We start from the raw sequence: 20,944 nt of genomic DNA, 5'->3' as shown, positions 1-20,944 counted from the left end.
CTCCGCTTCACCTCGCTCGAACCTCCTCTCGAACTCTCGAATCCCCCGTCGGCTCACCATCGGCACCCCGGCGCCTCTCCGCCCGGCTGGTCGATTCTGCAGACAATCCGCCTATCTCTCCGCCAAGCCGTGACTTCGGCACGTGTCGAGCGGTTATGCCGTGCGGGGGAGCTCCGTGTCGGGGCCTAGGAAGCAGGAAAGAGCATGCGCGTAGGAAGTTTTGTGCTGGCGGCCCAGTTCCCGGGCCAGGGCCAGGGGGAGGCGCTGCACCGGGCGGTCAGGTCCGCCGAGGTCGCCGAGGAGGCGGGTCTCGACACGGTCTGGCTGGCGGAGCACCACTTCGTGCCGTACGGCACCTGCCCGTCCGCGACGACCCTGGCCGCCCTGCTGCTGGGCCGCACTCGGCGCATCCGGGTCGGTACGGCGGTGAGCGTGCTGCCCACCACCCACCCCGTGGCGCTCGGCGAACAGGCGGCGCTGCTGCATCTGACGTCCGGCGGACGGTTCACGCTGGGCGTGGGGCGCGGCGGGCCGTGGGTCGACCTGGAGGTGTTCGGGACGGGTCTCGAGGCGTACGAGAAGGCGTTCCCGGAGTCACTCGACCTGCTGCTGCGCTGGCTGCGCGAACCGTCCGTGTCGGCCGACGGCGACCGGTTCAGGTTCCGTGACGTGGCCGTCGTACCGACCCCGTCGGAGTCGCTGACGGAGACCGCGGGGCCGGAGGTCGTCGTCGCGTGCACCTCGCCGTCGAGCGTACGGCTGGCCGCCGAGCGTGGGCTGCCGATGCTCCTCGGGATGCATGTCGGGGACGAGGAGAAGGCCGAGATGGTCGCCCTGTGGCGGCAGTACGCACGCGCGGCGGGACGGACGGGGGACGAGATCCGGGGCGCCGCCCATGTGTCGGCCGGCGTCTGCCAGATCGCGGACACGCGCACGGACGCGGTCGAGATCCTGATGAAGGCGATGCCTGGCTGGCTGCGGCAGGGACTGGAGGCGCATGTCACGGTGGACGGCCGGCAGCGTTCGATGCGCGACCCGGTGGCGTACACCGAACTCCTCTGCGGACTGCACCCGGTGGGCACGGCCAGGCTCTGCGCCGACCGGCTCGCGGCGACCTCCGAACGTACAGGCATCTCACGCTTCGCCCTGCTCGTCGAGGGTTCCGGCGACCTGGCGGCCACGGAGGAGAACGTACGGCGGCTGGGGACCGAAGTGGTCACCCAGCTGCGCTGAACACCCGGCTGCCGCAGGGAGCTTGCCGCCCCGTACAGAAAACCTCCCGCGTACGGAGCGGCAAGCCGTTGCCCCAAATCTCTTCAGCAGTCCCGGAATTCCGGTGACTGGTTCAGCAGCTGACTGCGTACCGAGGTGAAGCGGGCCAGCTTGACGTCCACCGAGGAGTCCAGCGGGAACACCGCCACCCGGTGGCAGTTCTGGAAGGCCAGCCGCACACCGAAGTGCCGCTGCAGCGCGCCGCGTATCGCGTCACTCGCCAGCGCGCGCAGCAGCTGGCCCCGTGCCTGCTCGTCCGGCGGCGGCGTCTGGTTGTCGGCGAAGGCTCCGCCGTCCACCTTCAGCTGGGCCACCAGGGAGCTGATCATCTCCCATGCGTAGGGCAGGGAGGTCCGGACGCAGTCGACGAATTCAGCTTCGTCGACCTCGCCTCGCTCGGCCTGTTCGAGTAGGGCCGGTGAGACGTCGAGCGACATGAGTTCTCCTCTCGCACCCCCGGGTCGCAGGGGTTGCCGGACAGGGAAATGGGAACCCGCGACACCAAGCACGCTGCGTACACGCATCGCGACCTCCCGGTTACCACCGTAGGCAACGGGCCGTTACGGCACCAGGAAAACGCGGATACAGGACCGGTCAGTACCGTCCCCATAGGCACACAATCAGCCAACAACGAACAGTTGCCCCTGGCATGTTCCTTCGGCCCAGGTAGCCCCCGTCAGCACTTCTGAGGTGGGCGAATCGCGTGGACCACCGCGCGTCGAGTAGCGTTGCCGACCATGCGTCTCGTCATTGCGCGCTGTTCCGTGGACTACGCGGGCCGGCTCACCGCTCATCTCCCGTCGGCCCCCCGCCTCATCCTGGTCAAGGCTGACGGCAGCGTCTCGATCCACGCGGACGACCGCGCCTACAAGCCTCTCAACTGGATGTCTCCGCCCTGCACGTTGAAGGAGGGGGCAGGAGAAGAGGAGGGGATCTGGACCGTCATCAACAAGGCGGGCGAGAAGCTCATCATCACGATGGAGGAGATCCTCCACGATTCCTCGCACGAGCTGGGCGTGGACCCCGGCCTGATCAAGGACGGCGTGGAAGCGCACCTCCAGGAACTCCTCGCCGACCGCATCGAGACCCTCGGCGACGGCTACACCCTCATCCGCCGCGAGTACATGACGGCCATCGGCCCGGTCGACATCCTGTGCCGGGACGGCGACGGCGCGACCGTCGCGGTCGAGATCAAGCGGCGCGGCGAGATCGACGGCGTGGAGCAACTCACGCGCTATCTGGACCTGTTGAACCGCGACCCGCACCTCGCTCCGGTGCGCGGCATCTTCGCCGCCCAGGAGATCAAGCCCCAGGCCCGCGTCCTCGCCACGGACCGGGGCATCGGCTGCGCGGTCCTGGACTACAACGCGCTGCGCGGCATCGAGGACGACAAACTCCGGCTGTTCTGACGCCGGTTGACGGCTTTACGCGGAAGGGGGCGGACCCGTTGCCACGGGACCGCCCCCTTTAACATGCTGTCTGTCAGATCACCGGCGCGGTACCTGACGTCGTCGCGGGCGCGCTGGTGTCGACGGGCGCGCTCGCCGGCTCACTCGCCGTCTCGGTCTGGACGGGGCTGGAGGCCGCGCCGCTGGCCGAGGCAGGGGGCTCCGAGAGCGACGGCTCCACGGACGGCTCGGCCGACTCGGACGCCGAAGGACTGGGTGTGGCCGACTGGGACGGTGTCGTCGAGGGGGAGGTCGACGTCGACGGTTTGGAACTGGGCGTCGGGGACGGCTTCGGCGACGTACTGCCGGTGCTCCCCCCTGTACTGCTCCCGCCACCCGGCGTCTTCGTCCCCGTCGGGTCGTCCGACGGCTCCTCGCCCTCCGTCGGCGGCGGCGTCGGGTCGTCCGAGGTGCCCATCGTTCCGTCCGGGCCCGGGTCGGTCGGGCGGCTGGTGGGCGTACCTGTGTCGCCGTTGCTGTCGCTGCCGCCGTCGTCGGCCTTGTCGGCGCCCAGGCTGTCGTCGTCGCTGCCCGGACTGGCGGACGGGTTGACGCCGACCTGGTCGGACGGCGCGTCGTTGTGGTTCGAGGTCGCACCCAGCGTCACCACCGTGCCGAGCACCACCGCGAGCAGGACGCCCGCGCCGGCCGCCACGAGGTTGCGCCGGGCACCGCCCACGAGCCGCTGGACGGCCGAGGCCTTGTGCGCCCCGCCGCCCCCGGACCGGGACGTGATCACCGTCGCCGGGAAGTCACCGCCCCCGTAGCCGGAACCGGTACCGGAAGCCGAACCGGAACCCGTGGGCGACGCCTTGAGCGGCGGGTAGCCCGCCGCCCCGAAGACGGCCGGAACGCCACCGGGCGGCGACGCCGACTCCTCGTACCGCGCGTCCGGCAACTCCTCGCCCGCCGTGGAACCCTGGCCGGAATCCGGGCCTGAGCCGGGGCCGGGGGTGTCGCCGGACCGGTCGGCGACCAGGGTGAGGGCGCGGCGGCCCGCGACCGTGCCGCGTTTGTCGGAGGCGGCGCCCCGCAGCCCGATGGCGCCCTCCAGCTCGCTACGGGCCCGGTCGAGCTGTCCGCCGCAGATCGCGAGGATGCCCAACTCGTGGTGGAAATAGGCTTGTTCCGAGACATCCCCGGCGAGCCGGGCAGCCTCGGCGCCGGAGTGCAGGGCGTCTTCCCAGGCGCTCCAGTACAAGCCGGCCGCGAAGGCGGGCGCCGCCGTGCGGGCCAGCTGCACGGCCGTGCTCTCCTCGTCCTCCCCCGGCGGCGTGGTCTCGGGGGCCGGGCCGACGAGAACAGCCAGGGCGGCGAGCAGGGCGTCGGCCTCGGCGCAGACCCGCTCGGGGGTCACGGAAGGGTGTCCGGCCCACCAGGCGTAGTGCTGGGCGGCGGTGAACGCCCGCTCCTGGGCGCCTTCGCCGTATCCGGCGGCCTCCAGCTGGGTCCGCACCCCGGCCGCGAGCCGGTAGTGGGAGCCGACCGGGGAGACCAGCGCACAGCCGAGCAGCTCACCGAGGGCGGCGTCCGCGTGGGTGTCGCCGACCAGCGCGGGCAGATGGGCCTGGTGGGGCACCTCACCGCCGAGCGCGACGGCGAACCGCAGGGTCTCCCGCGCGGACGCGCTGAGCCGGGAGGCGAGCAGCGGCGCGGGCGCGGCACCCTCGGCGAGCGAGGGCAGCGGTACGTCGTCCTCGTCACCGGCGTCGAAGGGAGCGTCGACCGGGGCATCGACCGGGGCGTCCTCGAAGACGCCGAACTCGTCGAACGCGTCGGCGCGGGCGCGCAGTTTGTCGCGCTGCCTGAGCAGGGCGCCGGCCTGGACGAACCGCAGGGGCAGGCCCTCGGACTCGAACCAGAGGTCACCGGCCCAGTTGGACTCCTCCTCGGTGAGGACGCGGCCGACGGAGCGCTCCAGGAGTTCCAGACCGCCGGACCGGTCGAGCCCGTCGAGAAACAGTTCCTCGATCAGCGCGTCGGAGGACGGCGCGGGCACGTCGGAGGTGGCGCTGATCAGGAAGGCGCACTCGGGGGTCGCATCGAGGAGTTCGTCGAGCGCGGCACCGCCGAACTCCACGTCGTCGAGGACGACGACCGCGCCCGCCTCGCGGACGAGGGCGCGCAGTTCGTCCGGTTCCGGCCGGTACAGAGGTGCGTTGTAGACGGCGTAGAAGAGGTCGTAGAGCAGATCGGTCTGGGTGCGGTGGAAGCCGGTGAGGCGGACCACGCCGTCGGGGGCGAGGTCCGCGCAGTCCGCGGCGACGGCGTCGAGGAGCGTGGTGCGGCCGGAGCCGGCCGGCCCGGAGAGGCGTACGGAACGGCCGCGGGCCAGCAGCCGTACCAGCCGTTCGCGCTCGCCGTCGCGCTCCAGGAGCGGCAGTTCGGGCCGCGCGGGCCCGGCCGGTACGGGAGGTCTGGCGGCGCGGGTGATCTCGGCACGCTCGTCCGCCGTGAGCTTGGCGGGCCTGCCGGGCCGTTCGCCGGGCGGGCAGACCTCTATCTCGCTGCCGTCCACGGGGTTGACAGTGAGCAGGTAGTCGCCCGAGACGAGCTGCGCCGTGCGGGCGAGCGCCGGCGTGTGCTGGCCGAAGTCGGTTGCGAGGGCATCGCGAGGCGGGCGCTGACGCGGCGTGCTGCCGTCCGCGTCATGGCCGTACTCCTCGGAGCCCTGGTTGTTCGGGTCCATAAGGTTCAAGCCCCCCAAAAGCGTCGTGTGCGGGTCGACGGGACCCAGGCCCCTCCCGGCCTTGCTGCACACTGCGCTGTCGCTTCTGGTCCGGGCCCGCTCGCGGGATGTCAGGCAGCGGGCGACCGAACCCTAAACCTTCGCACAGTATCTATGACAGGCCGGGGTACCGCGCCGTCCGAGACGTCACAGTCTCGTGAGGATTGTGCGTGAAGCGCGTTTTCACACTCACCGGTTCGCACTCGCTTGTTCACACTCTGGGCAGCGACTCCACCCCGATACCACCCTCGATCGCCAGGATCCGGTGCAGCCGGGTGGCCACCAGCAGGCGCTGCATCTGCGGTGGTACGTCGCGCAGCACGAGCCGTCTGCCGCACCGCCCGCACCGCCGGTGGGCTCCCATGATCACCCCGAGTCCGGTGGCGTCCCAGGAGTCCAGCTCGGACAGGTCCAGCACCAGATCGCCGACGCCCGTGTCGACGGCCGTATGCAGGACCGTACGGGCGTCCGCCGCGCTGCGGACGTCGAGGCGGCCCCCGACGACCAGCTCGGCGTGGTCGCCCCTGATGTACATATGCGCTCCCGTGAGTGCGTGTCGTGCTCCGCGTCGGTAGGTGATGCAACGTCTGACTGCCTGAGGGGCGGTCAGGTTGCCGTCTGTGAGCGAACCGATACTCAATTCACCCCACAGGGTGATACCCCAGGGGTTCGTGCGGTTTCCGTGCCTGTTGACTACGTGCGATACCGCTCAGTGCTTGTAGAAGCCCTGCCCGCTCTTGCGGCCGATGTCACCGGCGTCAACCATCCGGCGCATCAGCTCCGGAGGAGCGAACTTCTCGTCCTGGGACTCGGTGTAGATGTTGCTCGTCGCGTGCAGCAGGATGTCGACCCCGGTGAGGTCGGCGGTGGCCAACGGGCCCATGGCGTGCCCGAAGCCGAGCTTGCAGGCGAGGTCGATGTCCTCCGCGGTGGCGACACCGGACTCGTACAGCTTGGCCGCCTCGACGACCAGCGCCGAGATCAGCCGGGTCGTCACGAAACCGGCGACGTCCCGGTTGACGACGACGCAGGTCTTGCCGACGGACTCGGCGAACTCCCGTGCGGTGGCAAGGGTTTCGTCGCTCGTCTTGTAGCCGCGGACCAGCTCGCAGAGCTGCATCATCGGCACCGGTGAGAAGAAGTGCGTACCGACGACCCGGTCCGGGCGGTCGGTGACGGCGGCGATCTTGGTGATCGGGATGGCGGAGGTGTTGGAGGCGAGCACGGCGTCGTCGCGCGCGATCTTGTCGAGCGCGCGGAAGATCTCGTGCTTGACCTCCAGCTTCTCGAAGACCGCCTCGACGACGATGTCCGCGTCGCCGACCGCGTCCAGGTCGGTCGTCGCGGTGATGCGTCCGAGAGCGGCCTCGGCGTCGGCCGCGGCCAGTTTGCCCTTGCCCACGAAGCGGTCGTACGAGGATTTGATGCCGTCAGTGCCACGGGTGAGCGCTTCGTCGGAGACATCGCGCAGTACGACGTCCCAGCCCGCCTGGGCGGATACCTGGGCGATGCCGGAACCCATCAGGCCGGCTCCGATGACGGCAAGCTTCCGTGCCACTGTGCGACTCCCCTGACGCGCTGTTTAGGTGGGCCTCGTGTATTGGACCTCTTCGGCGGACCCTAGCGGTCGTCAGGGTGCTGTGTGACCGGTAAGTAATGCGCGTCACGTCTCAAATGACGGACATCACACCGCCCTGGCTCATTCGGCCCCTCGGACGGCCTAGTTGAGCGGTGGCGGAAGGTCGTCATTACTCTGGCGGCATGGTCAATCTGACGCGTATCTACACCAGGACCGGCGACCAGGGCAGCACCGCCCTCGGTGACATGAGCAGGGTCGCCAAGACCGATCTGCGGATCTCCGCGTACGCCGACGCCAACGAGGCGAACGCGGTGATCGGGACCGCCGTCGCGATGGGCGAGCTGGAGGTGGAGGTCGTCAAGGTGCTGACGCGGGTGCAGAACGACCTGTTCGACGTGGGCGCGGACCTCGCGACGCCGGTGGCCGAGAACCCGGAGTTCCCTCCGCTGCGGGTCGAGCAGTCCTACGTCGACAAGCTGGAGGCGGACTGCGACCGGTTCCTCGAAGACCTGGAGAAACTGCGCTCGTTCATCCTCCCCGGCGGCACCCCCGGTGCGGCCCTGCTGCACCAGGCGTGCACGGTGGTACGCCGGGCCGAGCGCTCGACATGGGCGGCCCTGGAGGTCCACGCGGAGGTGATGAACCCGCTCACCGCGACCTACCTCAACCGGCTATCGGACCTGCTCTTCATCTTGGCGCGGACCGCGAACAAGGCGGTCGGGGACGTCCTGTGGGTTCCCGGCGGCGAACGCTGAGGGGTCCCGGGCGGTGAGCGCCGACCGCTCCTCGTGTCCGGCCGGCGCCTTCTTCGGCCAGATCGTGTACGTCAGGGCGATCAGGCCGTGGATGCCGGCGACCCGGAGCGCCGTCCCCTGGAAGGACCGCAGCGACGTGGTGTCCCCGTCACCGACGTACCAGACCGCCGCCTGGAGCAGCGCGCAGGCGACCGCCGCCATGACGACCGTACGCAGCCACAGGCGGCCCTCGTGGCGGGCGCGGGCCATGCCGTAGCGGGGCGGTTTCGGCGGGGGCGGGGCGCCGGCCAGACGGTGGGCGGCGTGACCGTCGAGCCAGCGGATCGTGTAGTGGCCGTATGCCACCGTGAAGCCGATGTAGAGCGCGGCCAGGCCGTGCTCCCAGCCCGGCTCGGCGCCGTTCCTCAGGTCGGTCGCCGTGACGACGAACAGCACCAGTTCCAGCAGCGGCTCGCACAGCAGCAGCGCCACGCCGGTGCGGCGCCTCTTGAACAGGTAGCGGGCGGTCAGGCCGAGCGCGAGCAGCACCCAGAAGCCGACCTCGCAGGCGATGATCAACGCGACGATCACGACTCACTCCTCACAGGAGAGCCCCCAGGGGGCCGGGGAATCCGTTCTCCTTACAGGCTCCCGGCGGGACGGGCCGGATTCGTCGTCGGCGGTGAGGAAGTCCCGGTACATCGAAGGATGCAGTTCGGGACCCTTGCCGACCCTCCCCGGGGACCAGGCGTGCGGCGCCCGGGCCGTGTTGGATGGAGTCATGGCCCCGCGAACTCCCCGCCCGCACCGCGACGACGTGCGCATCGCGCTCGCGGGGCTGCTCGGCGGGCTGCTGTTCTGGGGCGCCGGTCTCGGCACCCGTCCGGCAAGTGAGCCGATGGTCCTCTGGGAGGGGCGCTGGCCGGTCCTGCTCCCGCTCGCCGTGACGGCCGGCTGCGAGTTGCTCCGGCGCGTCCGCCCGCGTACGGGCCTGCTGGTCGGCATGGCCGCGCTGACCCTGGACACCGTCACGCAGGGCAGCCTCGTCACGGTCGTGATGTTCACGGACCTCGTGTACGCGGCCGTGCTGTACGGCCCGCCCGCCACCGCCCGCCGTGTTCCCCGGATCACCGGGCTGCTGTCGGTGGCCGCCACGATCGTGCCCTTCGCGGTCTGGCGGGAGCCGCAGGCCCTGCTGATCGGAGTGGTCGTCGGCGTCGTGGCATTCACTCCCGCCGCCACCGGCCTGATCGTGCGCAACCACCGTGACGCCGCCGACTCCGCCCGGCTGCGGGCCGAACAGACCGCGCTGCTCGCCGAGTTGGACCGCACCCAGGCGGTGACCTCCGAACGGGCCCGGATGGCGAGGGAGTTGCACGACATGGTCGCCAACCACCTTTCCGCCATCGCGATCCACTCCACGGCCGCGCTCTCCATCGACGACCCGGACACCTCGAAGCGGGCCCTGGGTGTCATCCGGGAGAACAGCGTGGCGGGACTGGCCGAGATGCGCCGCCTGATCGGCATCCTGCGCGACAGCGGCGGCGACCTGGAACCGGCGGCGGCCCCGACCCTGGACGGCCTCGGCGCGTTGGTCGACGGCGCCCGCACCAACGGCCTGGACGTCACCCTCGACACCGACACCGAGCACGGGACCCTGCCGGCGCCGGTCGAGCTGGCCGCGTACCGCATCGTCCAGGAGTCCCTGACCAACGCCCTCAAACACGCCTCCCCCGGCCGGGTCACGGTGACGCTGACCCGGCGGGACTGTTCGCTGAGCGTCGCCGTGACCAGCCCGTACGGCGATCACGGCAGCCCGCGTGCCCCCGGCTCGGGAGCCGGTCTGGTCGGGATGCGGGAGCGGGTCGCACTGCTGGGCGGCACCTTCACGGCGGGAGCGGACGGCGCCCGCTGGGCCGTACGCGCCACGCTGCCCCTCACCGAAGCCGAAGGAGAAGACGTATGACGGAACCAGAACGGGGGATCCGGGAGACGCGGGCGATCCGGGTGCTCGTCGCCGAGGACCAGTCGGCCGTACGGGCGGGGCTCGTCCTCATTCTCGGCAGCGCGCCCGGCATCGAGGTGGTCGGGGAGGCGTCGGACGGTGAGCAGGCGGTGGCGCTGGCCCGTGAACTACGGCCGGATCTGGTGCTGATGGACATTCAGATGCCGCGCCTGGACGGGGTGTCGGCGACCCGGCAGGTGGTTTCCGAACAGCTCGCCGACGTCCTGGTGCTGACCACCTTCGACCTCGACGAGTACGTCTTCGGAGCGCTGCGCGCGGGTGCCTCCGGCTTCCTGCTGAAGAACACTGAGGCGAAGGACCTGATCGAGGCGGTACGGACGGTGGCGCGCGGGGAGGGTCTGATCGCCCCGGCGGTCACCCGGCGCCTGATCGCCGAGTTCGCCTCCGGGCCGGTACGGGAGCCGAAAGCCGACCCCGCCGTCCTGGACGCCCTCACCCGCCGCGAGCGCGAGGTGCTGTCGTGTCTCGGCGAGGGACTGTCCAACGCGGACGTCGCGACCCGCCTCGACATGGCCGAGGCGACGGTGAAGACGCACGTCAGCCGGTTGCTGGGCAAGCTGGAGCTGCGAAGCCGGGTGCAAGCGGCGGTGCTGGCGCAGGAGTTGGGGGTCTAGCGAATCGGTGGAAGCTTTCCGCAAAGTGGTCCAGACCTATTGACCCGTGGTCCAGACCTTCCTATTCTCGCGGCACTGTGGGTGCGAAGGCTCAGTCGCGCCCCCCTGACACCTCCAAGGAGGCGCGGCATGCGCTTCGGACAAAGATGTACGGCAGGCCTGACAACCCTGCTCCTCCCTCTCGCCGCCCTGGTGGGCCTGGCGAGCCCGGCACAGGCGGCCACCTCGGCCACCGCGACCTACGCCAAGACCCAGGACTGGGGCACCGGTTTCGAGGGCAAGTGGACGGTCAAGAACACCGGTACCACGTCGATCAGTTCATGGACGGTCGAGTGGGACTTCCCCTCGGGCACGTCCGTCACCTCGGCCTGGGACGCGGACGTCACGTCGAGTGGCGCCCACTGGACCGCCAAGAACAAGTCGTGGAACGGCACCCTCGCCCCCGGCGCCGCCGTCTCCTTCGGCTTCAACGGGGCCGGCTCCGGCGCCCCCGCCAACTGCAAGCTGAACGGCAGCAGTTGTGACGGCGGCTCGGTCCCCGGCGACAACGCCCCCTCGGCGCCCGGCACGCCGACAGCCTCCGGCATCACCGACACCTCGGCGAAGCTCAGTTGGAGCGCGGCCACCGACGACAAGGGCATCAAGAACTACGACGTCCTGCGCGGTGGCACCAAGGTCGCTACGGTGACGGCCACCTCGTACACGGACACGGGTCTGACCCCCGGTACGGACTACTCGTACACCGTCCAGGCCCGGGACACCGCCGACCAGACCGGTCCGGCGAGCGGCGCGGTCGCCGTGCGTACCACCGGCGGGACCACCACCCCGCCCACCGGGAACAAGGTCAAGCTCGGCTACTTCACCGAGTGGGGCGTCTACGGCCGCAACTACCACGTCAAGAACCTGGTGACCTCGGGCTCGGCATCCAAGATCACGCACATCAACTACGCGTTCGGCAACGTCAAGGACGGCAAGTGCGTCGTAGACGACACCTACGCCGCCTACGACAAGGCCTACACCGCCGACCAGTCGGTGTCCGGGGTGGCCGACACCTGGGACCAGCCGCTGCGCGGCAACTTCAACCAGCTGCGCCAGCTGAAGGCCAAGTACCCGAACATCAAGGTGCTGTACTCCTTCGGCGGCTGGACCTACTCCGGCGGCTTCGCGCAGGCCGCCGCCAACCCGGCCGCCTTCGCCGCCTCCTGCAAGGCGGTCGTCGAGGACCCGCGCTGGGCGGACGTCTTCGACGGCATCGACATCGACTGGGAGTACCCGAACGCCTGCGGTCTGACCTGTGACACGTCAGGTGCCGCGTCCTTCAAGAACCTGCTGGCGGGCCTGCGTTCGACGTTCGGGGCGAACTACCTGGTCACCGCGGCCATCACCGCCGACGGCTCCTCCGGCGGCAAGCTCGACGCGGCCGACTACGGCGGCGCCTCCGCCTACGCCGACTGGTACAACGTGATGACGTACGACTACTTCGGCGCCTTCGACGCGGACGGTCCGACCGCCCCGCACTCGCCGCTCACCTCGTACGCCGGTATCCCGGCCGCCGGCTTCAACTCCGCCGACGCCATCGCCAAGCTGAAGGCGAAGGGCGTCCCGGCGGCGAAGCTCCTGCTGGGCATCGGTTTCTACGGCCGCGGCTGGACCGGCGTCACCCAGTCCGCCCCCGGCGGCGCGGCGACCGGCGCGGCACCGGGCACGTACGAGGCGGGCATCGAGGACTACAAGATCCTCAAGACGTCCTGCCCGGCCACCGGCACGATCGCCGGCACCGCGTACGCGTACTGCGGCAACAACTGGTGGTCCTACGACACTCCCGCGACGATCGCCGGGAAGATGACCTGGGCCAAGAACCAGTCCCTGGGCGGCGCGTTCTTCTGGGAGTTCAGCGGCGACACGAGCAACGGGGAGCTGGTGAACGCGATCAGCGGCGGCCTGGCGTAGCCACCGGCACAGCAGAAGGCGGCGGGGTGGTCCGTACGTACGGACCCACCCCGCCGCCCCACGTATGTCAGGCCACATTCACCTGTTGCCCGGGAGGCGCCGCCTCCAGCCAGGCGAGGAAACCGGTCAGCGCGTCGTCGCTCATCGCCAGCTCCAGTCTCGTCCCCCGATGGAGACAAGCCAGCACCACCGCGTCCGAGAGGAGGGCCAGCACCTCCTCGCCCTCGGGGACCCGGCGGCCGGCCACCTCGATCGCCGAGCGGTCCAGGACGCGGCGCGGACGGGGGGAGTACGAGAAGATCCGGTACCACTCGATGCGGTCGCCGTTGTAGCGGGCGACACCGTAGCCCCAGCCCTTGCCGCTGGGATCGGGTTTCTCGGGTACGTCCCAGCGCAGACTGCAGTCGAACGTACCGCCGGAGCGTTGGATGAGCCGGCGGCGCAGCCCGACGACGACCAGGCCGACCGCCACGACCACCACTACCAAGCCGCACACAGTCAGAGCGAGGATCATCGACACCGACCTCCTCGTCTCCTAGGTAACGGAAAAGAAAAAACACCCGGATTTGCCTCAGCCGCGGCTGGGACCGGCGCAAACCGGTCCCAGCCGCGGCTGAGGCAAAGCATCACACTGGAGCTCCCCCAGTGCCTAAAGCGCCTGGGAGGTGCCCCCTGGTATCAGCGCGCCGCCACGGCCCGCAGTCGGACGTCCGCACGCCGCTCGGCGGAGGCGTCGCCCTCCGCCTTCGCGCGCTCGAGCTCCCGCTCCACGCGCTGGACGTCGATCTCGTCCGCCAGCTCGGCGATCTCCGCCAGCAGCGACAGCTTGTTGTCCGCGAACGAGATGAAACCGCCGTGCGCCGCGGCGACGACCGTTCCACCATCACTCGTACGGATGGTCACCGGGCCCGACTCCAGCACACCGAGCAGCGGCTGGTGACCGGGCATGACGCCGATGTCGCCGGATGTGGTGCGCGCGACGACCAGAGTGGCCTCGCCGGACCAGATCTTACGGTCGGCAGCGACCAGCTCGACGTGCAGCTCAGCAGCCAAGGTTGGCTCCTCGGGTCACCACCCGGCTGTTGTACCGGGTGTTGGGGTCAATTCTAGAGGTAGAACGGAGAGGGGCAGGACGCACCCCGCGAAGGGTGCTCCCCTGCCCCTCTCCCAAGAGCTCGGGGGTCAGGAGACGCCCAGCTCCTTGGCGTTGGCCTTGAGGTCCTCAATGCCACCGCAGAGGAAGAACGCCTGCTCCGGGAAGTGGTCGTAGTCGCCGTCGATGATCGCGTTGAACGCCACGATCGACTCGTCCAGCGGTACGTCCGACCCGTCGACGCCGGTGAACTGCTTGGCGACGTGGGTGTTCTGGGACAGGAAGCGCTCCACGCGACGGGCACGGTGGACGGTGAGCTTGTCCTCCTCGCCCAGCTCGTCGATACCGAGGATCGCGATGATGTCCTGGAGGTCCTTGTACTTCTGGAGGACACCCTTGACACGCATGGCCGTGCTGTAGTGGTCCGCCGCGATGTAGCGGGGGTCCAGGATGCGGGACGTGGAGTCCAGCGGGTCCACGGCCGGGTAGATGCCCTTCTCGGAGATCGGACGGGAGAGAACCGTCGTCGCGTCGAGGTGGGCGAACGTGGTGGCCGGGGCCGGGTCGGTCAGGTCGTCCGCGGGGACGTAGATCGCCTGCATCGAGGTGATCGAGTGACCACGGGTCGAGGTGATGCGCTCCTGGAGGAGACCCATCTCGTCGGCCAGGGTCGGCTGGTAACCCACCGCGGAGGGCATCCGGCCGAGCAGGGTCGAGACCTCGGAACCGGCCTGCGTGAAGCGGAAGATGTTGTCGATGAAGAACAGCACGTCCTGCTTCTGCACATCGCGGAAGTACTCCGCCATGGTCAGACCGGCCAGGGCCACGCGCAGACGGGTGCCCGGGGGCTCGTCCATCTGGCCGAAGACCAGCGCGGTCTTGTCGATGACGCCGGACTCCGACATCTCCTCGATGAGGTCGTTGCCCTCACGAGTGCGCTCACCGACACCGGCGAACACGGAGACACCGTCGTGGTTGTTGGCGACGCGGTAGATCATCTCCTGGATGAGCACCGTCTTGCCGACACCGGCACCGCCGAACAGGCCGATCTTTCCACCCTTGACGTACGGGGTGAGAAGGTCGATGACCTTGACGCCGGTCTCGAACATCTCGGTCTTCGACTCGAGCTCGTCGAAACGCGGGGCCTTGCGGTGGATGGACCAGCGCTCGCCCGAGTACGTCTCGTCGGAGTTCAGTACCTCACCGAGGGTGTTGAACACCTTGCCCTTGGTGAAGTCACCGACCGGGACGGTGATTCCCGAACCCGTGTTGGTGACCACGGCCTGGCGGACCAGACCGTCGGTGGGCTGCATGGAGATGGTGCGGACCAGGCCGTCACCCAGGTGCTGGGCGACCTCCAGGGTCAGCGTCTTCCTCGCGCCGTCGAGGGCTGGGTCGGCCACCTCGACGTGAAGGGCGTTGTAGATCTCCGGCATGGCGTCGACGGGGAATTCCACGTCGACGACCGGGCCGATGACCCGGGCGACGCGGCCCGTGGCAACGGCCGTCTCAACTGTCGTCGTCATTACCTGTCACTCCCCGCGGTCGCGTCGGCCAGTGCTGCGGTGCCACCGACGATCTCGCTGATTTCCTGGGTGATTTCGGCCTGTCGGGCCGCATTGGCAAGTCGGGAGAGCGTCGTGATGAGGTCTCCCGCGTTGTCGGTGGCCGACTTCATCGCGCGGCGCGTGGCGGCGTGCTTGGAAGCAGCCGACTGGAGCATCGCGTTGTAGATACGGCTTTCGACGTACCGCGGCAGCAGGGCGTCGAGGACGTCCTCCGCCGACGGCTCGAAGTCGTACAGCGGCAGGATCTCGCCCTTGCCGGTCGTCTCTGCCGCGACCTCGTCGAGGCGCAGCGGCAGCAGACGGCTGTCGACCGCGTTCTGCGTCATCATCGAGACGAACTCGGTGAAGACGATGTGGAGTTCGTCCACGCCGCCGTCCGCCGTCTCCTTCTCGATGGCCTCGATGAGCGGAGCCGCGACCTTCTTGGCGTCCGCGTACGTGGGCTGGTCGGTGAAGCCCGACCACGACTCCACGACCTTGCGCTCGCGGAAGTTGTAGTGGGCCAGACCGCGGCGGCCGACGATGTACGTGTCGACCTCCTTGCCCTCCGCCTCAAGGCGCGCCGTCAGCTTCTCGGCGGCCTTGATCGCGTTGGAGTTGAAGGCGCCGGCCAGACCGCGGTCGCTCGAGAGGAGCAGGACCGCGGAACGGGTCGGCGTCTCGGCCTCGGTGGTCAGCGGGTGCCTGGTGTTCGAGCCCGTACCGACCGCCGTGACCGCGCGGATGAGCTCGGTCGCGTACGGCGCGGAGGCCGCCACCTTGCGCTGCGCCTTGACGACGCGCGAGGCGGCGATCATCTCCATCGCCTTGGTGATCTTCTTGGTCGCGGTGACGGATTTGATGCGACGCTTGTAGACCCGGAGCTGGGCTCCCATGAGTCAGGTCCCTTCCGTCGTCACTTGGCCGCGGCGGCCGGAGCGTCTTCGCCGAGAAGCTTGCCGTCCGAGGTCTCGAACTGCTTCTTGAAGTCCGCGACGGCGTCGGCGATGGCGGTGATGGTGTCGTCCGACATCTTCGCGCCCTCCTTGATGGAGGTCATGAGGCCCTGCTCCTTGCGGTGCAGGTACTCCAGGAGCTCCTTCTCGAAGCGGCGGATGTCGTTGACCGGCACCTCATCCATCCGGCCGGTGGTACCGGCCCAGATGGAGACGACCTGGTCCTCGGTGGCCATCGGCTGGTACTGAGCCTGCTTGAGCAGCTCGACCAGTCGCTGACCGCGCTCCAGCTGCGACTTCGACGCGGCGTCCAGGTCGGAACCGAAAGCGGCGAACGCCTCCAGCTCACGGTACTGGGCGAGGTCGAGACGCAGTCGGCCGGACACCTGGCGCATCGCCTTGTGCTGCGCGGAACCACCGACTCGGGAGACGGAGATACCGACGTTCAGCGCGGGGCGCTGACCGGCGTTGAACAGGTCCGACTCCAGGAAGCACTGGCCGTCGGTGATGGAGATGACGTTGGTCGGGATGAACGCCGAGACGTCGTTGGCCTTGGTCTCGACGATCGGCAGACCGGTCATCGAGCCCTTGCCCAGCTCGTCGGAGAGCTTCGCGCAACGCTCCAGCAGACGGGAGTGCAGGTAGAAGACGTCACCCGGGTAGGCCTCGCGGCCCGGCGGGCGGCGCAGCAGCAGGGACACGGCGCGGTAGGCGTCGGCCTGCTTCGAGAGGTCGTCGAAGATGATGAGGACGTGCTTGCCCTCGTACATCCACTGCTGACCGATGGCCGAACCGGTGTACGGCGCAAGGTACTTGAAGCCGGCCGGGTCGGACGCCGGGGCGGCGACGATGGTCGTGTACTCCAGCGCGCCGGCCTCTTCGAGGGCGCCACGCACGGAGGCGATGGTCGAACCCTTCTGACCGATGGCGACGTACACGCAGCGGACCTGCTTGTTGACGTCACCGGTGCGCCAGTTGTCGCGCTGGTTGATGATCGTGTCGACGGCCAGAGCGGTCTTGCCGGTCTGCCGGTCGCCGATGATCAGCTGACGCTGGCCACGGCCGATCGGGGTCATCGCGTCGACGGCCTTGTAGCCCGTCTCCATCGGCTCGTGCACCGACTTGCGCACCATGACGCCCGGAGCCTGCAGCTCCAGGGCGCGACGACCGCTGGTCTCGATCTCGCCGAGGCCGTCGATCGGGTTGCCGAGCGGGTCGACGACGCGGCCGAGGTAGCCCTCGCCGACGGCCACGGACAGGACCTCGCCGGTACGGGTGACCGGCTGGCCCTCTTCGACGCCGCTGAACTCGCCGAGGATGACGGTACCGATCTCGCGCTCTTCGAGGTTGAGCGCGAGACCGAGGGTGCCGTCCTCGAACTTCAGCAGTTCGTTGGCCATGGCCGAGGGGAGGCCCTCAACCTTCGCAATGCCGTCGCCGGCAAGGGTGACCGTACCGACCTCCTCGCGCGAGGCCGCGTCCGGCTTGTACGACTGGACGAAGGTCTCCAGCGCATCCCGGATCTCCTCCGGCCGGATCGTGAGCTCCGCCATCTGGGTTCCCTGCTCTCCTTGTTGGGCCCGAAGTTTCACTTGGGGGGATGGGGACTCCCCCCAAAAAAGAGGTGAATCCTCTGCACGGCCCAACCAGGGCCGCATTCAAGTACGTACTACGAGTATTGAGTTGCTGCTTGCTGTGTGGCTGCCGGGCGGGCTAGCCCGCCATGCGGCGGCCGGCGTCCTCGATGCGGTCCGCGATGCTGCCGTTGATGACCTCGTCGCCGACCAGCACCCGGATCCCGCCGAGGACCTCGGGGTCCACGTCCAGGTTCAGGTGCATCTGACGGCCGTAGAGCTTCGCGAGGGCGGCGCCGAGGCGCTGCTTCTGCGGGTCGCTCAGCGGAACCGCCGAGGTGACGACGGCGACCATGCGGTCCCGGCGTTCGGCGGCGAGCTTGGACAGGGACTCGAGTCCCGCCTCCAGGCTACGTCCCCGCGGCGCGGTCACAAGGCGCGTCACCAGACGTTCGGTCGTGGCCGCGGCCCGGCCTCCGAGCAGGCTGCGCAGCAGCTCGCCCTTGGCGCCGGTGGTCGCGGCACGGTCGGTCAGCGCGGCGCGCAGCTCGGTGTTCGAAGCGACGATCCGGCCGAACCGGAACAGCTCGTCCTCGACGTTGTCGAGCGCGCCCGCCTGCTGGGCGGCGGTGAGCTCGGCGAGGTCCGCCAGCTCCTCCAGCGCGTCCACCAGGTCGCGCGAACGCGACCAGCGGGAGCGCACCATGCCGGCCACCAGGTCGGTGGTGGGCCCACCGACCTGGCTGCCGAAGAGGCGCTGGGCCAGCTCGGCCTTGGCCTCTCCGGACTGCGCCGGGTCGGTGAGGACCCGACGCAGCGACACCTCGCGGTGCAGCAGTGCGGTGACCGAAGCCAGCTCCTCGGACAGCTTCTTCGCGTCGGCGGACGTCGAGTCCGTCAGCGCGTCGAGACGCTCCCGTGCGGCGGCGGCAGCCTCGCGACTGGCTCCGTGCACGGTCATCGAGTCGCCTCTGCCTTCTCCTCGAGGTCATCGAGGAAACGGTCGATCACACGGCTCTGCCGGGCGTGGTCCTCGAGGGACTCACCGACGAGCTTGCCGGCCAGCTCGGTCGCGAGCTTGCCGACGTCCTGGCGGAGCGCGGACGAGGCGGCCTTGCGGTCGGAGTCGAGCTGCGAGTGACCGGCGGCGACGATCTCCTCACGCTGCCGCTGGCCTTCCGCGCGCATCTCGGCGATGAGCGTGGCGCCCTGCTCCTGCGCCTCCTGGCGCAGTCGCGCGGCCTCGTGCCGGGCCTCGGCGAGCTGAGCCTTGTACTGCTCAAGAACGCTCTGGGCCTCGACCTTCATGGCGTCGGCCTCTTCGATACCGCCCTCGATCGCCGCGCGACGCTCCTCCAGAACCTTGTTGATGTTCGGAAGCAGCTTCTTCCAGAAGAAGAAGAACACGATGGCGAAGGCGATGGCGCCGACAAGCAGCTCGGGACCGGGCGGGATAAGCGGGTTCTGCTTCTCCTCGGCCGCCAGCTGTACCAGGTTGGCGATCACATCAGTGCCTTTCCTTGAAAGGTTTCGATCGTCGATACGTCGGTCTAGTAGACGAACGGCATGACGATGCCGATGAGGGCGAGCGCCTCACAGAACGCGAAACCGAGGATCTGGTTGGCACGGATCAGACCGGCCGCTTCGGGCTGGCGGGCCAGCGCCTGGGTGCCGTTGCCGAAGATGATGCCGACGCCGACGCCGGGGCCGATCGCGGCGAGGCCGTAACCGATGGAACCGATGTTGCCTTCGACAGCGGCGAGGGTCTCAAGGGCAGCCATGCTGATTCTTCTTTCTCTTTCAGGACCGGTGGGGGTTGGCCACCGGACGTTCTGGGGCTGAGGGGGGTCTGCTCAGTGGTGCTCTGCGAGAGCGCCCTGAACGTAGGTGCAGGCCAGCAGCACGAAGACGTATGCCTGGACGGCCTGAACGAAGAGCTCGAAGCCGATCATGACCACGGCCATCACGAAGGAGACACCGGCGGCCGGCACCATCCAGCTGTTGAGCAGGTACCAGGAGGCGACCGTGAACATGACCAGCATCAGGTGGCCGGCGAACATGTTGGCGAAGAGCCGTACGGCGTGCGTGAACGGCCTGACCAGCAGGTTCGAGAAGAACTCGATGACCATCACCAGCGGCAGCACCGGGCCGAGCGACTTGTCGTAGCCGGTGATGTTCTTGAAGAAGCCGACGAAGCCGTGCCTCTTGAAGGTCAGCGAGACCCACACCACGTAGACGATGGCGGCCAGCACCATCGGGTAGGCGATGACCGAGGACACCGGGAACTGTGCCAGCGGGATCACGGACCAGATGTTCATGATCCAGATGAAGAAGAACAGCGAGACCATGAAGGGGACGAACTTCTCGCCCTCCTTCTTTCCGAGGGTCTCGTAGACGATGCCACGGCGTACAAAGTCGTAGCCGGCCTCGCCGACCATCTGCAGCTTTCCCGGGACCACCTTCGCCTTGCCGAAGGCAAGCGTGAAGAAGGTGACGACCAGGAGACTGGTGACGATCGCGAGGAGCATCACCTTGTTGAACTCGACCCCGCCGACCGTGGCGATCGGCTTGAAGAGGAACGAGTGCAGGCCCGGAGCCGGGAAGCCACAGCCGTTGTCGGACATGATCCGACAGCTCCAGTCAAAGGCGAGCTGGGTCTGGTCAGCACTCACCACGGGCTCCTTCGGCGTGACGCATGGGTACGGCAACCTCGTTGTGTCGGCGCGGCGCGCAGCCGCGGTTCGGCACTGGACTGGTGAAACGGATGTGGGGGCGGCTGTGGGGCATCAAGCCTCGCGATTGAGCAGGCGTCAGCTCAGATGCCCGCGCCCGCGATGCCGCAGTTGGCACCGGACGATAGCAGGATCTCTCACACCCGCTTATCCCGGCCCTACCTCTCACGACGAGTGCCCTGTCTTTTCGGGCTTGTCCCCCATCGTGGACTCGGGTTCAACGTAGAGGATCTTCGACTTCATGTGGGCACGCGCCTGCGCCGCGATCCAGGCGAGCGTGCCTGCGAGCAGCGTGAGCGCGAAGGCCCTGGGGTTGAACAGCGTCGTGTTCTTGAACGCCGCGACAAAGATGAACAGCAGAAGAATTTGGGCCGCGTACAGCATCAGACCCATTGCCTGGAACAGATGCGGAAGCGTTTTGGCAGTGCGTTGCAGAACGTAAAGCCCGATACCCATGAAGAGAATGACAACCAGCGTCGCGACGACCGCCCCGACCGCTCCTTCGAGACCCGCGACCACGGCACTGACGGCGGCTGCGATAGCGCCGACGGCAGCTGTGGGCACAGCGGCTTGAAGCAGGATCCGGACGTCGTTGGACGGCATGGCGGCAACTCCGCTTTCACAGGGGGGCAGGTGTCGTCATGGACGAGCGTAGTCCCCGGTTCGAGCAGAGAAACTCGCGCCAATGGAC

Annotated in this window: 21 protein-coding genes; 6 read left to right on the top strand and 15 right to left on the bottom strand. The window is 68.9% G+C overall.

The features are described 5' to 3' along the window. Positions 1-204: 204 nt before the first annotated feature. Positions 205-1,233 carry an LLM class flavin-dependent oxidoreductase gene (locus tag G3I56_RS14585; RefSeq protein ID WP_164409378.1) on the top strand — a complete coding sequence of 343 codons (1,029 nt, stop codon included), beginning with the start codon at positions 205-207 and terminating at the stop codon, positions 1,231-1,233. An 83-nt stretch (positions 1,234-1,316) separates the two neighbouring features. Here the strand turns inward: G3I56_RS14585 and G3I56_RS14580 are convergent, their stop codons facing one another. Next, complete coding sequence (locus tag G3I56_RS14580; RefSeq protein ID WP_164409377.1) at positions 1,317-1,709, bottom strand: SCO5389 family protein; 393 nt, start codon at positions 1,707-1,709, stop codon at positions 1,317-1,319. A gap of 300 nt (positions 1,710-2,009) precedes the next feature. Here G3I56_RS14580 and nucS point away from each other — a divergent pair, with 300 nt between their 5' ends. Next, complete coding sequence (gene nucS, locus G3I56_RS14575; protein ID WP_164409376.1) at positions 2,010-2,681, top strand: endonuclease NucS; 672 nt, start codon at positions 2,010-2,012, stop codon at positions 2,679-2,681. A 73-nt stretch (positions 2,682-2,754) separates the two neighbouring features. Here the strand turns inward: nucS and G3I56_RS14570 are convergent, their stop codons facing one another. The 3 genes from G3I56_RS14570 to G3I56_RS14560 all read right to left on the bottom strand — a co-directional run bounded on the left by G3I56_RS14570 (position 2,755) and on the right by G3I56_RS14560 (position 7,006). After that, positions 2,755-5,409, bottom strand: coding sequence for an ATP-binding protein (locus G3I56_RS14570; protein ID WP_164409375.1), 2,655 nt, complete (start codon positions 5,407-5,409; stop codon positions 2,755-2,757). Between the two features lie 250 nt (positions 5,410-5,659). Beyond that, entirely contained in the window at positions 5,660-5,983 is a 324-nt protein-coding gene (locus G3I56_RS14565) for an STAS domain-containing protein (protein ID WP_006382151.1), read from the bottom strand. A gap of 174 nt (positions 5,984-6,157) precedes the next feature. Then, positions 6,158-7,006: a 3-hydroxyacyl-CoA dehydrogenase family protein gene (locus G3I56_RS14560; RefSeq protein ID WP_164409374.1), complete on the bottom strand. Its 849-nt coding sequence runs from the start codon at positions 7,004-7,006 to the stop codon at positions 6,158-6,160. A 203-nt stretch (positions 7,007-7,209) separates the two neighbouring features. Between G3I56_RS14560 and G3I56_RS14555 the strand changes: the two genes are divergently transcribed. Next, positions 7,210-7,782: a cob(I)yrinic acid a,c-diamide adenosyltransferase gene (locus G3I56_RS14555; RefSeq protein ID WP_164409373.1), complete on the top strand. Its 573-nt coding sequence runs from the start codon at positions 7,210-7,212 to the stop codon at positions 7,780-7,782. On the opposite strand, the gene G3I56_RS14550 is transcribed toward G3I56_RS14555, so the two are convergent. Next, positions 7,699-8,352, bottom strand: a complete 654-nt coding sequence (locus tag G3I56_RS14550) for a hypothetical protein (protein WP_164409372.1) — start codon at positions 8,350-8,352, stop codon at positions 7,699-7,701. The genes G3I56_RS14555 and G3I56_RS14550 overlap by 84 nt on opposite strands. A gap of 190 nt (positions 8,353-8,542) precedes the next feature. On the opposite strand from G3I56_RS14550, the gene G3I56_RS14545 reads away from it, so the two are divergent. The 3 genes from G3I56_RS14545 to G3I56_RS14535 all read left to right on the top strand — a co-directional run bounded on the left by G3I56_RS14545 (position 8,543) and on the right by G3I56_RS14535 (position 12,351). Next, complete coding sequence (locus G3I56_RS14545) at positions 8,543-9,727, top strand: histidine kinase (RefSeq protein WP_164409371.1); 1,185 nt, start codon at positions 8,543-8,545, stop codon at positions 9,725-9,727. Further along, positions 9,724-10,401, top strand: coding sequence for a response regulator transcription factor (locus G3I56_RS14540; RefSeq protein ID WP_164409370.1), 678 nt, complete (start codon positions 9,724-9,726; stop codon positions 10,399-10,401). Before G3I56_RS14545 ends, G3I56_RS14540 begins: the two co-directional genes overlap by 4 nt. A 129-nt stretch (positions 10,402-10,530) precedes the next feature. Beyond that, a complete protein-coding gene (locus G3I56_RS14535) occupies positions 10,531-12,351 on the top strand; it encodes a glycoside hydrolase family 18 chitinase (RefSeq protein WP_164409369.1) in 1,821 nt (606 codons plus the stop codon). A gap of 67 nt (positions 12,352-12,418) precedes the next feature. Here the strand turns inward: G3I56_RS14535 and G3I56_RS14530 are convergent, their stop codons facing one another. From G3I56_RS14530 to G3I56_RS14485, 10 genes are all read right to left on the bottom strand, one after another. After that, positions 12,419-12,865, bottom strand: coding sequence for a DUF2550 domain-containing protein (locus G3I56_RS14530; RefSeq protein WP_164409368.1), 447 nt, complete (start codon positions 12,863-12,865; stop codon positions 12,419-12,421). Positions 12,866-13,029: 164 nt separating this feature from the next. Further along, positions 13,030-13,404, bottom strand: coding sequence for a F0F1 ATP synthase subunit epsilon (locus G3I56_RS14525; protein WP_164315328.1), 375 nt, complete (start codon positions 13,402-13,404; stop codon positions 13,030-13,032). Positions 13,405-13,533: 129 nt separating this feature from the next. Further along, positions 13,534-14,970 (bottom strand): F0F1 ATP synthase subunit beta, encoded by a 1,437-nt coding sequence (atpD, locus tag G3I56_RS14520; protein ID WP_164409367.1) that lies wholly within the window; start codon positions 14,968-14,970, stop codon positions 13,534-13,536. After that, positions 14,970-15,887 (bottom strand): F0F1 ATP synthase subunit gamma, encoded by a 918-nt coding sequence (locus G3I56_RS14515; protein WP_164409366.1) that lies wholly within the window; start codon positions 15,885-15,887, stop codon positions 14,970-14,972. The genes atpD and G3I56_RS14515 overlap by 1 nt, the downstream gene beginning before the upstream one ends. 20 nt (positions 15,888-15,907) lie before the next feature. Continuing rightward, positions 15,908-17,500 carry a F0F1 ATP synthase subunit alpha gene (atpA, locus tag G3I56_RS14510; RefSeq protein WP_164409365.1) on the bottom strand — a complete coding sequence of 531 codons (1,593 nt, stop codon included), beginning with the start codon at positions 17,498-17,500 and terminating at the stop codon, positions 15,908-15,910. 160 nt (positions 17,501-17,660) lie between these two features. Continuing rightward, positions 17,661-18,476 carry a F0F1 ATP synthase subunit delta gene (locus tag G3I56_RS14505; RefSeq protein WP_164409452.1) on the bottom strand — a complete coding sequence of 272 codons (816 nt, stop codon included), beginning with the start codon at positions 18,474-18,476 and terminating at the stop codon, positions 17,661-17,663. A gap of 2 nt (positions 18,477-18,478) precedes the next feature. Then, complete coding sequence (locus tag G3I56_RS14500; RefSeq protein WP_164409364.1) at positions 18,479-19,027, bottom strand: F0F1 ATP synthase subunit B; 549 nt, start codon at positions 19,025-19,027, stop codon at positions 18,479-18,481. Positions 19,028-19,071: 44 nt separating this feature from the next. Then, positions 19,072-19,302, bottom strand: a complete 231-nt coding sequence (gene atpE, locus G3I56_RS14495) for an ATP synthase F0 subunit C (RefSeq protein WP_105970730.1) — start codon at positions 19,300-19,302, stop codon at positions 19,072-19,074. A 72-nt stretch (positions 19,303-19,374) separates the two neighbouring features. Further along, a complete protein-coding gene (atpB, locus tag G3I56_RS14490; protein ID WP_164409451.1) occupies positions 19,375-20,145 on the bottom strand; it encodes a F0F1 ATP synthase subunit A in 771 nt (256 codons plus the stop codon). A 273-nt stretch (positions 20,146-20,418) separates the two neighbouring features. Next, the gene (locus tag G3I56_RS14485) at positions 20,419-20,856 is read right to left on the bottom strand and encodes a hypothetical protein (protein ID WP_164409363.1); all 438 of its coding nucleotides are present in this window, start codon (positions 20,854-20,856) and stop codon (positions 20,419-20,421) included. Positions 20,857-20,944: the final 88 nt, after the last annotated feature.

Origin of the sequence: Streptomyces sp. SID12488 (genome assembly GCF_010548275.1) — a bacterium.
In the GTDB taxonomy this organism is placed as follows: Bacteria; Actinomycetota; Actinomycetes; order Streptomycetales; family Streptomycetaceae; genus Streptomyces.
Note: the sequence above shows the minus strand (reverse complement) of the source record. Positions and strands in the feature narration are given on the sequence as shown.

Bases quoted from the DNA above. Each gene is read 5' to 3' on its own strand.
- G3I56_RS14565 (WP_006382151.1), bottom strand. From the start codon at position 5,983: ATGTACATCAGGGGCGACCACGCCGAGCTGGTCGTCGGGGGCCGCCTC.
- G3I56_RS14545 (WP_164409371.1), top strand. From the start codon at position 8,543: ATGGCCCCGCGAACTCCCCGCCCGCACCGCGACGACGTGCGCATCGCG.
- G3I56_RS14585 (WP_164409378.1), top strand. From the start codon at position 205: ATGCGCGTAGGAAGTTTTGTGCTGGCGGCCCAGTTCCCGGGCCAGGGC.
- atpE (WP_105970730.1), bottom strand. From the start codon at position 19,302: ATGGCTGCCCTTGAGACCCTCGCCGCTGTCGAAGGCAACATCGGTTCC.
- atpA (WP_164409365.1), bottom strand. From the start codon at position 17,500: ATGGCGGAGCTCACGATCCGGCCGGAGGAGATCCGGGATGCGCTGGAG.
- G3I56_RS14530 (WP_164409368.1), bottom strand. From the start codon at position 12,865: ATGATCCTCGCTCTGACTGTGTGCGGCTTGGTAGTGGTGGTCGTGGCG.
- G3I56_RS14515 (WP_164409366.1), bottom strand. From the start codon at position 15,887: ATGGGAGCCCAGCTCCGGGTCTACAAGCGTCGCATCAAATCCGTCACC.
- G3I56_RS14555 (WP_164409373.1), top strand. From the start codon at position 7,210: ATGGTCAATCTGACGCGTATCTACACCAGGACCGGCGACCAGGGCAGC.
- nucS (WP_164409376.1), top strand. From the start codon at position 2,010: ATGCGTCTCGTCATTGCGCGCTGTTCCGTGGACTACGCGGGCCGGCTC.
- G3I56_RS14535 (WP_164409369.1), top strand. From the start codon at position 10,531: ATGCGCTTCGGACAAAGATGTACGGCAGGCCTGACAACCCTGCTCCTC.
- atpB (WP_164409451.1), bottom strand. From the start codon at position 20,145: ATGTCCGACAACGGCTGTGGCTTCCCGGCTCCGGGCCTGCACTCGTTC.
- G3I56_RS14570 (WP_164409375.1), bottom strand. From the start codon at position 5,409: ATGGACCCGAACAACCAGGGCTCCGAGGAGTACGGCCATGACGCGGAC.
- G3I56_RS14485 (WP_164409363.1), bottom strand. From the start codon at position 20,856: ATGCCGTCCAACGACGTCCGGATCCTGCTTCAAGCCGCTGTGCCCACA.
- atpD (WP_164409367.1), bottom strand. From the start codon at position 14,970: ATGACGACGACAGTTGAGACGGCCGTTGCCACGGGCCGCGTCGCCCGG.
- G3I56_RS14540 (WP_164409370.1), top strand. From the start codon at position 9,724: ATGACGGAACCAGAACGGGGGATCCGGGAGACGCGGGCGATCCGGGTG.
- G3I56_RS14580 (WP_164409377.1), bottom strand. From the start codon at position 1,709: ATGTCGCTCGACGTCTCACCGGCCCTACTCGAACAGGCCGAGCGAGGC.